Origin of the sequence: Citrobacter sp. C6_1, assembly GCF_014596835.2 — a bacterium.
Classification (GTDB): Bacteria; Pseudomonadota; Gammaproteobacteria; order Enterobacterales; family Enterobacteriaceae; genus Citrobacter; species Citrobacter pasteurii.
The window spans coordinates 4,118,588-4,132,544 of record NZ_CP115031.1 but is presented as its reverse complement, the minus strand read 5'-3'; the positions used below and the strand labels follow the sequence as shown (position 1 = coordinate 4,132,544).

The window sequence follows — 13,957 nt, the reverse complement described above, 5'->3', positions numbered from 1 at the left end:
GTATAGATCGCTAACTCTATGATACTTGTTCAGGTACCCGCTTTCGTGACATTGATGCGGACAATAGCATTGTTTCTTTTTCCTCGCGATTTGTCATCTGTTCCCGAGACAAAGTTTTACCGGATGCGGCATGGCTGATATGCTGCCCGCTACTTTACATCCGATGAAAGGAAATATGATGGCTACCCCGACTTTTGACACTATCGAAGCGCAAGCAAGCTACGGCATTGGTTTGCAGGTAGGACAGCAGCTGAGCGAATCCGGTCTGGAAGGGCTGTTGCCTGAAGCGCTGGTAGCGGGTATCGCTGATGCGCTGGAAGGTAAACACCCGGCAGTGCCTGTTGATGTTGTGCACCGTGCGCTGCGTGAAATTCACGAACGTGCTGATGCAGTACGTCGCGAGCGTTTCCAGGCTATGGCGGCTGATGGCGTCAAATATCTGGAAGAAAACCGTGAGAAAGAAGGTGTGAACAGCACTGAATCCGGTCTGCAGTTCCGTGTGTTGACTCAGGGTGAAGGTTCTATCCCGGCACGTACCGACCACGTACGCGTGCATTATACCGGTAAACTGATCGACGGTACCGTGTTTGACAGCTCCATTGCACGTGGCGAACCGGCTGAATTCCCGGTTAACGGTGTGATCCCTGGCTGGATTGAAGCACTGACCCTGATGCCGGTAGGTTCCAAATGGGAACTGACTATTCCTCAGGAACTGGCTTACGGTGAGCGTGGCGCTGGCGCGTCCATTCCTCCGTTCAGCACGCTGGTATTTGAAGTTGAGCTGCTTGAAATCCTGTAAGCAGTAACTTCTGTTCCCCCCGAGACTGGGGGGAGCAAAAAAATAGCGTGAAAAGCTATAGTTACGTCGATGTCGATATTTTATCTTGCAAATGATGTTATTGCGTGTATTTTTGTGAACTGATTCTCGCTATCAGAGTGATATGACACTCACTTTAAACATAAAATTAACATTATATCTAAATCTTAGTATTCATCCCGCCGATTCTTACCTAATATCGATGAGTCCTGCCAACAGGATCGTCGTATCATAGACACACTAAAGGCCGTAGAGCCTGAACAACACAGACAGGTACAGGAAGAAAAAACATGGTAGATCAGGTAAAAGTCGACGCCGTTGAAGAGTCGTCGTCTGAACAGTCGCTACGGCGCAATCTCACAAACCGTCATATTCAACTTATTGCCATTGGTGGCGCTATTGGTACCGGCCTGTTTATGGGCTCAGGGAAAACCATCAGCCTCGCCGGGCCGTCGATCATTTTTGTCTATATGATCATCGGTTTTATGCTGTTTTTCGTGATGCGGGCAATGGGAGAATTGCTGCTCTCGAATCTCGAATACAAATCCTTTAGTGATTTCGCCTCCGACCTGCTCGGGCCATGGGCCGGGTATTTTACCGGCTGGACCTATTGGTTCTGCTGGGTGGTTACCGGGATGGCAGACGTCGTTGCGATTACGGCGTATGCGCAATTCTGGTTCCCCGGACTGTCAGACTGGGTGGCCTCGCTGGCGGTGATCATTCTGTTGCTGGCTCTTAACCTCGCCACGGTGAAAATGTTTGGTGAGATGGAGTTCTGGTTTGCGATGATTAAAATCGTCGCCATTGTCGGCCTGATTGTCGTCGGTCTGGTGATGGTGCTGACGCACTTCCAGTCGCCAACCGGCGTTCAGGCCTCGTTCACGCATCTGTGGAATGACGGTGGCTGGTTCCCGAAAGGTCTGAGTGGCTTCTTTGCGGGCTTCCAGATAGCGGTTTTCGCGTTTGTCGGTATTGAGCTGGTGGGGACGACGGCTGCAGAAACTAAAGATCCGGAAAAGTCTCTGCCGCGTGCTATTAACTCGATTCCAATCCGTATCATCATGTTCTACGTTTTCGCGCTGATCGTGATTATGTCCGTGACGCCGTGGAGTTCGGTGGTTCCAACCAAGAGCCCATTCGTTGAACTGTTTGTGCTGGTCGGTCTGCCAGCGGCGGCGAGCCTGATTAACTTTGTGGTGCTGACATCAGCGGCCTCTTCCGCAAACAGCGGCGTGTTCTCTACCAGCCGTATGCTGTTTGGCCTGGCACAGGAAGGCGTTGCGCCTAAAGCGTTTGCCAAGCTGTCTAAACGTGCGGTGCCGGCAAAGGGCTTGACCTTCTCCTGTATCTGCCTGCTGGGCGGTGTGGTGATGCTCTACGTGAATCCGAGCGTAATTGGCGCGTTCACCATGATCACCACCGTGTCGGCGATTCTGTTCATGTTCGTCTGGACCATCATTCTTTGCTCGTACCTGGTGTACCGCAAACAGCGTCCGCACCTGCATGAAAAATCAATCTACAAGATGCCGTTAGGCAAGCTAATGTGCTGGGTATGTATGGCGTTCTTCGTCTTCGTATTGGTGCTGCTGACGCTGGAAGAGGATACCCGTCAGGCGTTGATGGTGACGCCGCTGTGGTTCATCGCGCTGGGTCTGGGTTGGTTGTTTATCGGTAAGAAACGTATGGCGGGTATGCGTTAAGCATGTTGCCGGGTGGCCCTGACGCTTACCCGGCCTACGTTCGAGGACGTTGTAGGCCCGGTAAGCGCTAGCGCCACCGGGCTTTTTTATTCACCTGCGAGGGCACGCGGGAACAACACATTATTTTCCAGACTGATGTGTTCCATCAGATCGTCGATCATCTCGTTAATGCCGTTATACATGGCTTTCCAGGTGGTGCAGGCTTCTGGCGGCGGCGTCACGTTGTGGGTGATGTGTTTGATCACTTCCACCAGTTCACCCGCATCGTCGTGTTCGCTTTCCATCACGCTGATTGGTCCCATCGCCTGACGCCCCATGCCCTGTTTGATCATCGGGAACAGGATCTGCTCTTCTTTCATCATGTGGCTGGACAGCTCTTCATGCAGCATGGTCAGGTTTTTCGCCAGACCGCGCGGTACGTTCGGTTTGTCTGCGTGAACGCGTTCAACTTTAGTGGCCTGCAGGATCAGCTCCGGCAGCTGTTCACGGTGTCGGTCGTGATAACGTACGATGATATGGTCAATGATTTCTGCCAGCGCCACGGTACGCCAGTCTTTTTCCAGCGGCTGCTCAGCGAGTTTTGACAGTTCGGCTTCGATGGCCTCGACATCCAGCTCTTTACGTGCGGCAGCGCGTGCCAGCGTTTGCTTACCGCCGCAGCAGTAATCCATATCGTATTTACGAAACAGTGCCGACGCACGAGGAATAGAGAGCGCCAGTTCACCTAAAGGTTGATCGCGATAAGACATAGCCGTTACCTCATTCTCAATAATATAAGGTGCATTTTAAATGCAACTTATAAGGAAGGATATAACCCTTTCGGGGCAGAGGATTTTGTGATGATTGTCACGAAAATTTCTTATCTCGTTAAGGTGCTGAATCTTATTGGAAAGGAGAGGAGCGGCGAAAAAAGCCGCGAGACAGGATTAAATAAGCGCACGCTGCTGCCGATAGTTAGACCTCAGACAATACCTGCATATAATAAAAGGCTACAGATGTTCAAACGAATCAAAGTGATAACCTTACTTATCACCGTGTTACTCGCCCTGGGCGCAATGCAGCTCATCTCCGCGGGCGTGTTTATTGGCGCGCTTAACAACGATAAGCAGAACTTTAACGTTTCTCAACTTTCCAGCCAGAACGTGGCCGAGTTTACCGATGCGTGGATTAGCCTGAACCAGGCGCGCGTTACGCTCAATCGGGGCATGCTGCGTCTGCAGGGCACGATGGCCAGCGATATTAACGGCGGTCAGTTGAAGGAACTGGTGAACACGGCGAATCGCCTGCTGGCAGACGCAAAAGAGCATTACGATAAATACTACGCGTTGCCGGAAACGCCGGGTCTGGATGAAAGTCTGGCAGACCGACTGGAAGAACAGTACGGTATCTATTCTACTGCGCTTGCAAAAATGAACGCGCTGCTGGCTGAAGGCAAGCTGGAAGAGATGTTCAAACAGAATGCCGAACAAAAGCAGACGGCCATGCAAGAGGTTTATCAGGAATGGCGTACCGCGCAAACCGCGCTGGCAAATGAGGGCGTTCGGGATAACGAAAATGACTACCAGAAAATTATCTGGTTGTTATCCGCCATACTGTTGATTGTGTTGACCGTCATTATCGTTAGTTGGATTGCCATGCAGCGTGTCCTGCTGAAACCACTCCATGAGGTGATGGGGCATATTCGGCATATCGCTTCAGGTGATCTGACCCACACTATTACCGCTGATGGCCGTAACGAAATGGCGCTATTGGCCCAGAACGTCCGTGATATGCAGCAGGCGCTGGCGAACACGGTCAGCGTAGTGCGTGACGGTGCAGATACTATCTATACCGGTGCGGGTGAAATTGCCGCTGGCAGTAACGATCTCTCTTCACGCACTGAGCAGCAGGCTGCTTCTCTGGAAGAGACTGCTGCCAGTATGGAACAACTCACGGCCACCGTAAAACAGAATGCGGATAATGCGCGACAGGCGACCAGCCTGGCAAAAAATGCCTCGCAGACGGCGCAGAAAGGTGGAGCCGTGGTCGACGGCGTGGTGCGTACCATGGATGAAATCGCTACCAGTTCCAGCAAAATTGCGCAAATTACCACTGTTATCGACGGCATTGCTTTCCAGACCAACATCCTGGCGCTGAACGCGGCGGTAGAAGCGGCGCGCGCGGGCGAACAGGGGCGCGGCTTTGCTGTCGTTGCAGGTGAAGTGCGCACGCTGGCGCAGCGTAGCGCTCAGGCGGCGAAAGAGATTAAGGCGCTGATTGATGACTCAGGGAATCGGGTCAATGCCGGTACGGCGCTGGTGCATGAAGCGGGTGAGACGATGGCGGAAATTGTCAGTGCCGTCACCCAGGTTACCGATATTATGGGCGAAATTGCGTCAGCCTCTGATGAACAGAGCCGGGGTATCGATCAGGTCGGTCAGGCGGTGGCTGAGATGGACCGCGTCACGCAGCAAAACGCCTCGCTGGTGGAGGAATCTGCTTCCGCCGCTGCAGCGCTCGAAGAGCAGGCTGCACGGTTGAACCAGACGGTGGCAGTGTTTAAAGTGTCGCGCCGGATGGCGGCGTAAACGCCTTATCCGGCCTACATGAGATCGTATAGTCCTTGTAGGCCTGATAAGCGCAGCGCCATCAGGCATCCCCCGAAACCGGCACTACCGCCGGTTTTTGCGGTTTTGACCGCACCGCAATCACCACGCCTATTATCAGCAGCGCAATACCGCTTACCGTCAGCAGCGGCGGAAATTCCTTGCGCAGAATAAAGGTGTACAGCAGTCCCGCCAGCGTTTCAAAGACGATCAGCGGGCCGAGGATCACCGTCGGCAGCTTCTGACTGGCGACGTTCCAGCACAGTGCGCCAACCCACGAACATAAGACCGCAATGGCTATCATCAGGCCGATAAACACGCCCGGACGTGGGCCGAAGGGCAGCGCGAAGTCCGGCGTTTGCCCGTTCAGCCACAGGCAGGCGGCAATATAACCGAGCAGGGATACAGGCAGCGTCACCAGTGCCTGGGCCGTCGCCCACATCATTGGGTGCTTATCCGGATTCTCGCGTAGCCAGCGGGCATTACGCAGCGCATACCACGCCCAACACACCACCGAAATCAGCGCCAGCGCGATGCCAGAGCCATACCTCCAGCCGCTAAAATCAGGCAACCCCTGACTCAGCTCAGAGATATTCACGCATAGCAGACCCATGCCGATCAGTACCAGCGCAGGAGCCAGGTGCCACCACGATAATTTGCCGTCACGTTGGCTATAAAGCAGGTTGGCGAAGACTGGGATCACGACCGGTAATGTGCCGATGATCATGGTTGAAACGGGTGCGCCGGTACGCTGAATGGCGCTGGCCAGACAAACGTAATAAATCAGGTTGCCCATCAGGGTTAACGCCAGAGCGGTTACCCAGTCTTTGTACGTCAACTGACGCAGTCGTCCGCGACCCAGCCAGGCCAACGGGAGTGCGATCAGCCCCAACGCCAGATAACGCCCCATCGACTGTAATACCGCTGGGTATTCCGGCACGATCAAGGGGCCGACAAAAATTAATCCCCACATCAGCCCGGCCAGCAGGGCATACAACACACCGCTAATCATTTTTGACATCCACATCATTAAACATAGCGCTGAGTGTAGGCAGGGAAAACATCACTGTATTGTATGAGATTGCGCATTAGCGCGAATAAACCTGCTTCTGATAGCGTACCGGCGTAATGCCGTAGCGATGGGTAAAGGCGCGGGTGAGGTGCGATTGGTCGGTCAGTCCGGTGGCGGCGGCCACATCTGCGGCAGGCATACCGTAGGTAAGAAAACCTTTGGCTCGCCACAGACGGATCGCCATCAGCATCTGGTGCGGCGTGACGTGAAAATGCAATTTGAACTGGCGCTGGAAATGCCAGGGACTGAGTGACGCCACGCGAGCCAGTTCATCGAGGGTCACAGGGTGCATGTAGTTATCGTGCAGGTATTCACGCACGCGTTCGAAGCGATGTGCCCCCTCCGGTAATACCGGTGCATGGCGAGCCAGCGGCTGGAATGTGTCGATCAGATCGAGTAATAATCCTTTTTGTGCCAGCGGATCCTCCGTGTTCCACAGGCCATGGATCAGCGAGCAGATCTGACGCGAACGCAGCGGATCGTGACGGGTAACGTCATGGAACCACCAGTGACGAACCCCGGTGACCTCCTCCAGAAGATCGGGTTCAAGGTAGATCATCCGGTAGCGCCAGCCGTCGGCGGTTTCGGCTTCGCCGGTGTGCAGCTCATCGGGATTCATGGTGACGACGGAATGGGCAGGCGCTACGTATTGCGTGCCGCGATAGCGAAAACGTTCGGCTCCGGCTTCTATCGCGCCGATACCAAACGCTTCATGGGTGTGTGGCTCAAAGGCGTAACGCGAGATATGCGCATGATACAGCTCAACGCCGGGCACCTGCGCCAGATGGCGAAAGCGGGCGCTGTCTTTCTCATCAATAAACTGCTCAGGTACACCTTGCACGTTTTTTCTCCCCACGCATCATCCTGTCATTATCAGAGAGGATGCGTGGGGATGCCACCACAATTAACTAATTTTTAACACTTACACGATGCCTTTGACGCTGTCAGCCAACGATGTGGTCGGGCGACCAATCAGTTTGCTCAACGTATGGCTGTCATCGAACAGACCGCCTTTGGACGCGCCAACGTCTGAGTCAGCCAGCATATCCGCCAGCCCGGCAGGCAGACCAAAACCCTTCAGCGCGGCGGCAAAATCGGCTTCACTCAGGTTCTGATACACCACTTTTTTACCGCTCTGTTTTGCCAGTTCGGTAGCCAGTTGGCTCAGCGTCCAGCCGTCATCGCCCGCCAGCTCATAGATTTTACCGGCATGACCGTCTTCGCTGATAACGCGCGCGGCGGCAGCGGCATAGTCGGCGCGGGTCGCCGAGGCGATTTTGCCTTCTCCTGCAGCCCCAATAAACACGCCGTGTTCCAGTGCGGCTGGCGCACTCGCCAGATAGTTTTCGGTGTACCAGCCGTTACGCAGCAGCGCGTACGCGATACCGGATTCAGCCAGCATCTTCTCGGTTGCCACATGCTCATCAGCCAACCCCAGCGGGGAGGTGTCGGCATGTAGCAGGCTGGTGTAGGCGATAAATTTCACGTGAGCGGCTTTCGCTGCGTTAATCACGTTGCGATGCTGCGGGGCACGTTGTCCCACTTCGCTCGACGAGATCAGCAGTAGCTTGTCGATATTCTGTAGGGCAGTTGTAAAGGCGGCTTCATCGCTGTAATCCGCCTGACGAACGGTAATCCCCTGCTGGCTAAGCGCCGTCGCTTTCGCAGGGTTACGCACAATGGCCACAATCTGGCTGGCAGGAACGGTTTTCAGCAGAGTTTCAATAACGTGTTGGCCCAGTTGGCCGGTGGCGCCGGTAATCGCGATCATGGGGTGACTCCTTGGTATTGGTCTTGTGTTTAATCACGCTAACACCTAAACTAACTTTTAGTAAGTACGCACAAAAAGGTAAGTATGAAAATGGCCACACCAACGCTTTCTCAGCAGTTACGCGATGGTAATTTGTTCGCCGAGCAGTGCCCCTCCCGCGAGGTGTTAAAACACGTCACCAGTCGCTGGGGGGTGTTGATTCTGGTGGCGCTGCGCGACGGTACGCACCGTTTTAGCGATCTGCGCCGTAAGATGGGCGGCGTCAGTGAAAAGATGCTGGCGCAATCCCTGCAGGCGCTGGAGCAGGATGGGTTTATCAACCGGGTATCGTATCCGGTCGTACCGCCGCATGTGGAGTATAGCCTGACGTCGTTGGGTGAGCAGGTGAGCGATAAAGTCGCCGCACTGGCGGACTGGATTGAACTAAATTTGCAGCAGGTTTTGGCGCAGCGGGAAGAGCGGGCGGCGTAAAGTATTGCCGGATGGCGGCTAACGCCTTATCCGGCCTACAGATTACTTCGACGCGTAGGCCGGATAAGACGCTATTGCGTCGCATCCGGCACGAAAATTACTTACTTAAATCCAACTGGTAAATGGCAAAACCAATGTCATCGGTCGCGACTTTTTTCAGTGGATATTGCCCTTTCTCTTTGATAAATGCGGCGGCCTTCTCGGTTGGCGATGTTTCAAAGCGAATATCCAGTTTTGTATCGCTGTGAATCGGCGCCAGACGCCAGTTGTTATCTGCTGCCGGATGTATTTCACCGGCGCGCTTCGTTTCGGCACCTATCCATGCCGCCAGCACCGAGCGGTTTTCATCCGGTGATGCAAACGCGATGTGACTGTCGCCAGTTCCGGCAAACTTACCGCCGTAGGCACGATAGTTATTCGTCGCGACGAGGAAGGTGGCATTTGGATCGACAGGCTTGCCGTTGAAGGTCAGATTTTTAATACGCTCTGCTTGCGGGTTGATAGTCTGGCATTCACCGTCATAGCGGGCGGGTTGCGACACATCAATCTGGTAATTCACGCCGTCAATCACGTCGAAGTTATAGGTACGGAAGCCGTCCCAGTTAATCAACGACTGTGGTTTGCTGCTGTGGATATCAATCTGATTGAACTGCCCGGCGGAACATTCCAGCCACTCTTTCACCTCTTTACCGCTGGCTTTTACGACCACCAGGGTGTTGGGATAGAGATATAAATCGGCGGCGTTACGGAAGGTGAGCTGACCTTTTTCGACTTCGACAAAGCTGGCTGGATCGTTCTTGCGTCCACCGACCTTAAACGGCGCAGCTGCGGAAAGTACCGGCAGTTTCGCCAGGTCCGGATCGCCCTGAATAAAGTGTTCCACATAGGCTTTCTGCGCGTTGTTCACCACCTGTACGGTCGGGTCATCCTGTACCAGCGCCAGATAGCTGTACATATTGTCGGCGGATTTACCGATCGGTTTGCTGACAAACTCACGCGTGGCGTCGTGATCGGCTTTCAGGATCTCAACGATTTTTTTGTCTTCTGCTGCCAGTGATTTTTTCGCTGCCGCGTCATAGATCGGGCGCGCCTCGGCTTTCGCCTGGGTGACCTGCCATTTACCGCTGTCGTTATTCAGCACCAAATCGACTACGCCGAGGTGATCGCCCCACATGCCTGGCATTACCGCCGGAACGCCATTGAGCGTGCCTTTCGCGATATCAGCCCCTTTGATGTTGGCAAAGTCTTTACCGGGGAAAACGGCGTGAGCGTGACCAAACATAATCGCATCCACGCCCGGGACTTCGCTGAGGTAGTAAACGGAGTTCTCCGCCATTGTCTGGTATGGGTCGGCTGAAAGCCCGGAGTGAGCAACTACCACCACCACATCCGCGCCTTTGGCTCGCATTTCCGGCACGTATTTACGTGCGGTTTCGGTGATGTCGTTCACCGTCACTTTACCGCTGAGGTTGGCTTTATCCCAGGTCATGATCTGCGGTGGCACAAAACCGATATAGCCTATCTTCAGCGTCTGCTTGTTCCCTTGCTGGTCGACAACTTCAGTGTCTTTGATCAGGTAAGGCGTAAACAGCGGATTTTTGGTCTTAACGTCGATGATATTGGCGTTAACGTAAGGGAACTTCGCTCCGGCTAGTGCGTTGTGCAGATACTCAAGACCGTAGTTGAATTCATGGTTGCCGAGGTTACCCACCGCGTAATCCAGTGTGTTTAGCGCCTTATAGACCGGGTGAGTTTCGCCCGCTTTCAGCCCCTTGGCCGCCATGTAATCTCCGAGCGGACTGCCCTGAATCAAATCGCCGTTATCAACCAGCACGCTGTTTTTGACTTCACCACGCGCAGCGTTGATAAGACTCGCCGTACGCACCAGGCCAAATTTTTCAGTCGGTGTATCTTTGTAATAATCGAAATCCATCATATTGCTATGCAAATCAGTGGTTTCCATTATCCGTAGATCGACGGTCGCGGCATTCACGCTGGCTGCAATCAGCGTGGCCAGAAGCGTTGCACTAAACTTAATCATCAGGGGCATCCTTTTAAGATCTAAGCCACAAAAGAGAATGTATATAAATCTTCTTGCTTACAGAACTGTGAATCATGACATGAATATAGCGTTTAAAACCGCAGACGCTATCACAGTTGGCGGATCCCCTGACGATCGGGTATAAGTAAAACAACGAGTTAACACCACGAAAGAAACGAGGTGGAGAATGTTAGAACATGTATGCCAGCTTGCACGGAATGCGGGCGATGCCATTATGCAGGTCTACGATGGACTCAAACCGATGGAGATTACCAGCAAGCAGGACGATTCTCCGGTCACGGCGGCGGATATCGCCGCGCACAAGGTGATCCTCGAAGGATTACTGGCGCTGACGCCGGATATTCCCGTTCTGTCTGAAGAAGCGCCTCCTGGCTGGGATGTTCGCCAGCACTGGCAGCGGTACTGGCTGGTAGACCCGCTGGATGGGACCAAAGAGTTCATTAAGCGTAACGGTGAATTTACCGTTAATATTGCGCTGATCGAAAAGGGAAAGCCGGTGCTGGGCGTGGTGTATGCCCCAGTGATGAAAGTGATGTACAGCGCGGAACATGGCAAAGCGTGGAAAGAAGAGTGCGGCGTGCGCAAACAAATCCAGGTTCGTGACGCGCGTCCACCGCTGGTGGTGATTAGCCGCTCGCATGCCGACAATGAGTTAAAAGAGTATCTGCAACAGTTGGGCGAGCACCAGACCACCTCGATTGGTTCCTCGCTGAAGTTTTGCCTGGTGGCGGAAGGGCACGCACAGCTGTATCCGCGTTTTGGGCCCACAAACGTGTGGGACACCGCAGCTGGCCACGCGGTCGCAGCCGCAGCCGGGGCACACGTTCACGACTGGCAGGGAAAACCTCTGGATTACACCCCGCGTGAATCGTTCCTTAACCCCGGCTTCCGCGTCTCTATTTACTGAGCAGTTTGTGCAGCAGGGCAATCACCTGCTGCACCTCATCCTGCGTTAACGCGCCATCTTTTGCCCACTGTACGCGTCCGTCTTTGTCGAGAACGACGATAGCGGAGCTCTCTTCATCCAGTTGCCAGGCCTTACGCGCAATGCCATCGCTGTCGACAATAAATTGTGACCACGGGTAGAGCTTCTTATTGCTCTCCAGACTGCTGCGCACAAACATACCGGAGCCTGGGATGGCGTCATCGGTGTTGACGATTGTGGTGGTCTGGTATTTGTCGTGCGGCAGATTGGCCGCTTTGATGGCCTCGATCAACGTAGCATTTTTCTCTTTGGCGGAGGTGCGTCCGGCGATGTGTTGCACAATGCGGACTTTCCCTGGCAGTTGTGCGCTATTCCAGTTTTTGTAGCTAAACTTATCGTTATCGAGGATCAGTTCGCCGCGATCGGCAATACCCACCGGCGGTACGCGCTGGTTGGTTTCAAATTTATGCGCGGAGGCAATCATCGGCAGCAGCAGGCACGACAGCGCCAGCAGTTTTTGTAAGGTCATGGGTTTTCCTTCTTTCTTTATTTTGCAGGTGATCCGACCACTTGGGCCTGGAATTTAATCATATGTGCGAATTATGCTTTTTCCCGCAAGCGCGATGCCAGTTTGCGGACGGGCGCACAAATCCTGTGAAAAATGAAGGCTTATACTGAAGATAGCGAAGCGTTGAAAAGATAATTCTGAATAATTGTAACCTGAAGGTAAATAAACTTATACACGCTGGAAACATCGTTCAGATAGTCTATAGTCATAAGGCATTAAAATTTGCGCCTGAGGATTGTCGGACCGATTGTGGTACCGCAAAGGCGTAACGCTCAGCAGGAGATACAATGAAAATTTTCCAACGATACAACCCGCTGCAGGTGGCGAAGTACGTGAAGATCCTGTTTCGTGGACGGTTATATATCAAGGATGTAGGCGCTTTTGAGTTTGATAAGGGTAAGATTCTTATCCCAAAAGTGAAGGACAAACTGCATTTTTCTGTTATGTCCGAAGTTAACCGTCAGGTTTTGCGTCTGCAGACTGAGATGGCTTAACCAAAGTGCTATGCAGTAGTTAAAAAAACGGCTCCTGATGGGAGCCGTTGATGTTTCTGTAGGCGTTAAGACGCCTTGGTCTCTTCTTTTGCATCCGGCAGCTTTGGTACCAGAACGGTAGGTTTACTGTCCAGGCGCGTCACCAGCAGCTGATCGATCTTGTAGTTATCGATATCCACCACTTCAAATTTGTAGCCAGAATACTTCACCGAGTCGGTGCGTTTCGGGATTTTACGCAGCATGAACATCATGAAACCGCCGATGGTTTCATAGTTGCCGGACTGCGGAAACTCGTCGATATCCAGCACACGCATCACGTCATCAATCGGCGTACCGCCGTCAACTAACCATGAGTTCTCATCACGCGCGACGATCTGTTCTTCCAGCCCCTGGCCGACTAAGTCACCCATCAGCGTCGTCATTACGTCATTAAGCGTAATAATCCCCACCACCAGTGCATACTCGTTCATGATGACGGCAAAATCTTCGCCTGCGGTTTTGAAGCTTTCCAGCGCTTCTGAGAGCGTCAGCGTATCCGGAACAATCAGCGTATTGCGGATCTGCACGCCGCTGTTCAGCGCCATGCTTTGATTTGCCAGTACGCGGTTGAGGAGATCCTTTGAATCAACATAGCCAATGATGTGGTCGATATCTTCATTACAGACCAGAAACTTGGAATGCGGATGTTCCGCCACTTTGTTCTTCAGGCTCTGTTCGTCTTCGTGCAGATCAAACCAGATAACGTTTTCGCGCGAGGTCATTGAAGACGGCACGGTTCGGGATTCCAGTTCAAATACGTTTTCGATTAGCTCATGTTCCTGCTTGCGCAGAACCCCTGCCAATGCGCCGGCTTCGACTACGGCGTAAATATCGTCCGAAGTGATGTCATCTTTACGCACCATCGGGATCTTAAACAGACGGAAAATGTTATTTGCCAGACCATTAAAGAACCATACCAGCGGGCGGAACACGAGCAGACAGAAGCGCATCGGGTTGATGATACGCAAAGCCACAGCTTCTGGCGCAATCATACCGATGCGTTTCGGGGTTAAATCCGCGAACAGGATGAACAGGCCAGTCACCAGGGAGAACGACAGAATAAAGCTTAACTGTTCGGACAGCTCTGGGGCGAAGTATTTCGAGAACAGACCGTTAAATGCCGGTGAAAACGCTGCGTCACCGACGATACCGCCAAGAATAGCAACCGCATTAAGACCAATTTGCACAACGGTAAAGAACATGCCGGGGTTTTCCTGCATCTTCAAAACACGTTGTGCGTTTACGTTGCCTTCATCGGCAAGCAGTTTAAGTTTGATTTTGCGTGATGCAGCAAGCGAGATCTCGGATATCGAGAAAAACGCACTCACGGCGATCAGGCAGAGAATGACTAAAATACTGTTTAACATATCTTATCCGACCGTTAAGGCCAGATCCTCGGAAGGGATAAATTGATAAATTCGTGTGAAATACACATTGAAAACCGGTCCGAAGG

13 protein-coding genes are annotated in these 13,957 nt (G+C 53.0%); 6 read left to right on the top strand and 7 right to left on the bottom strand.

From position 1 onward, the window contains the following. The first annotated feature begins 178 nt into the window (after positions 1-178). Both fklB and cycA read left to right on the top strand, forming a co-directional pair. Positions 179-799 carry an FKBP-type peptidyl-prolyl cis-trans isomerase gene (gene fklB / locus IB196_RS19800; RefSeq protein ID WP_040233001.1) on the top strand — a complete coding sequence of 207 codons (621 nt, stop codon included), beginning with the start codon at positions 179-181 and terminating at the stop codon, positions 797-799. Positions 800-1,107: 308 nt separating this feature from the next. After that, a complete protein-coding gene (gene cycA / locus IB196_RS19795; protein ID WP_005134446.1) occupies positions 1,108-2,517 on the top strand; it encodes a D-serine/D-alanine/glycine transporter in 1,410 nt (469 codons plus the stop codon). Between the two features lie 86 nt (positions 2,518-2,603). On the opposite strand, the gene ytfE is transcribed toward cycA, so the two are convergent. Then, the gene (gene ytfE, locus IB196_RS19790) at positions 2,604-3,266 is read right to left on the bottom strand and encodes an iron-sulfur cluster repair protein YtfE (RefSeq protein ID WP_188232329.1); all 663 of its coding nucleotides are present in this window, start codon (positions 3,264-3,266) and stop codon (positions 2,604-2,606) included. A gap of 246 nt (positions 3,267-3,512) precedes the next feature. Here ytfE and IB196_RS19785 point away from each other — a divergent pair, with 246 nt between their 5' ends. Further along, positions 3,513-5,084, top strand: a complete 1,572-nt coding sequence (locus IB196_RS19785; RefSeq protein WP_040232976.1) for a methyl-accepting chemotaxis protein — start codon at positions 3,513-3,515, stop codon at positions 5,082-5,084. 61 nt (positions 5,085-5,145) lie between these two features. Here IB196_RS19785 and IB196_RS19780 read toward each other — a convergent pair whose 3' ends face one another. From IB196_RS19780 to IB196_RS19770, 3 genes are all read right to left on the bottom strand, one after another. Further along, positions 5,146-6,114, bottom strand: a complete 969-nt coding sequence (locus IB196_RS19780) for a DMT family transporter (protein WP_182291339.1) — start codon at positions 6,112-6,114, stop codon at positions 5,146-5,148. A gap of 76 nt (positions 6,115-6,190) precedes the next feature. Further along, a complete protein-coding gene (locus IB196_RS19775) occupies positions 6,191-7,015 on the bottom strand; it encodes an AraC family transcriptional regulator (protein ID WP_005134458.1) in 825 nt (274 codons plus the stop codon). A gap of 81 nt (positions 7,016-7,096) precedes the next feature. Continuing rightward, positions 7,097-7,945, bottom strand: a complete 849-nt coding sequence (locus IB196_RS19770) for an SDR family oxidoreductase (RefSeq protein WP_188232330.1) — start codon at positions 7,943-7,945, stop codon at positions 7,097-7,099. A gap of 90 nt (positions 7,946-8,035) precedes the next feature. Here IB196_RS19770 and IB196_RS19765 point away from each other — a divergent pair, with 90 nt between their 5' ends. Then, the gene (locus IB196_RS19765) at positions 8,036-8,416 is read left to right on the top strand and encodes a helix-turn-helix domain-containing protein (RefSeq protein WP_188232337.1); all 381 of its coding nucleotides are present in this window, start codon (positions 8,036-8,038) and stop codon (positions 8,414-8,416) included. Positions 8,417-8,513: 97 nt separating this feature from the next. Here the strand turns inward: IB196_RS19765 and cpdB are convergent, their stop codons facing one another. Continuing rightward, a complete protein-coding gene (cpdB, locus tag IB196_RS19760) occupies positions 8,514-10,457 on the bottom strand; it encodes a 2',3'-cyclic-nucleotide 2'-phosphodiesterase (protein WP_188232331.1) in 1,944 nt (647 codons plus the stop codon). 187 nt (positions 10,458-10,644) lie between these two features. Here cpdB and cysQ point away from each other — a divergent pair, with 187 nt between their 5' ends. Further along, a complete protein-coding gene (gene cysQ / locus IB196_RS19755; RefSeq protein WP_040232979.1) occupies positions 10,645-11,385 on the top strand; it encodes a 3'(2'),5'-bisphosphate nucleotidase CysQ in 741 nt (246 codons plus the stop codon). Here cysQ and IB196_RS19750 read toward each other — a convergent pair. Then, positions 11,375-11,932, bottom strand: coding sequence for a YtfJ family protein (locus IB196_RS19750; RefSeq protein ID WP_155021465.1), 558 nt, complete (start codon positions 11,930-11,932; stop codon positions 11,375-11,377). The genes cysQ and IB196_RS19750 overlap by 11 nt on opposite strands. A 326-nt stretch (positions 11,933-12,258) precedes the next feature. On the opposite strand from IB196_RS19750, the gene IB196_RS19745 reads away from it, so the two are divergent. Then, complete coding sequence (locus tag IB196_RS19745; RefSeq protein ID WP_003025710.1) at positions 12,259-12,465, top strand: DUF1107 domain-containing protein; 207 nt, start codon at positions 12,259-12,261, stop codon at positions 12,463-12,465. Positions 12,466-12,530: 65 nt separating this feature from the next. Here IB196_RS19745 and IB196_RS19740 read toward each other — a convergent pair whose 3' ends face one another. Then, a complete protein-coding gene (locus tag IB196_RS19740) occupies positions 12,531-13,871 on the bottom strand; it encodes a hemolysin family protein (protein WP_005134468.1) in 1,341 nt (446 codons plus the stop codon). Positions 13,872-13,957: the final 86 nt, after the last annotated feature.

Coding starts and splice junctions, on each gene's coding strand:
- IB196_RS19765 (WP_188232337.1), top strand. CDS start 8,036: ATGGCCACACCAACGCTTTCTCAGCAGTTACGCGATGGTAATTTGTTC.
- ytfE (WP_188232329.1), bottom strand. CDS start 3,266: ATGTCTTATCGCGATCAACCTTTAGGTGAACTGGCGCTCTCTATTCCT.
- cysQ (WP_040232979.1), top strand. CDS start 10,645: ATGTTAGAACATGTATGCCAGCTTGCACGGAATGCGGGCGATGCCATT.
- IB196_RS19750 (WP_155021465.1), bottom strand. CDS start 11,932: ATGACCTTACAAAAACTGCTGGCGCTGTCGTGCCTGCTGCTGCCGATG.
- IB196_RS19785 (WP_040232976.1), top strand. CDS start 3,513: ATGTTCAAACGAATCAAAGTGATAACCTTACTTATCACCGTGTTACTC.
- IB196_RS19780 (WP_182291339.1), bottom strand. CDS start 6,114: ATGATTAGCGGTGTGTTGTATGCCCTGCTGGCCGGGCTGATGTGGGGA.
- IB196_RS19770 (WP_188232330.1), bottom strand. CDS start 7,945: ATGATCGCGATTACCGGCGCCACCGGCCAACTGGGCCAACACGTTATT.
- IB196_RS19745 (WP_003025710.1), top strand. CDS start 12,259: ATGAAAATTTTCCAACGATACAACCCGCTGCAGGTGGCGAAGTACGTG.
- fklB (WP_040233001.1), top strand. CDS start 179: ATGGCTACCCCGACTTTTGACACTATCGAAGCGCAAGCAAGCTACGGC.
- cpdB (WP_188232331.1), bottom strand. CDS start 10,457: ATGATTAAGTTTAGTGCAACGCTTCTGGCCACGCTGATTGCAGCCAGC.
- IB196_RS19740 (WP_005134468.1), bottom strand. CDS start 13,871: ATGTTAAACAGTATTTTAGTCATTCTCTGCCTGATCGCCGTGAGTGCG.
- cycA (WP_005134446.1), top strand. CDS start 1,108: ATGGTAGATCAGGTAAAAGTCGACGCCGTTGAAGAGTCGTCGTCTGAA.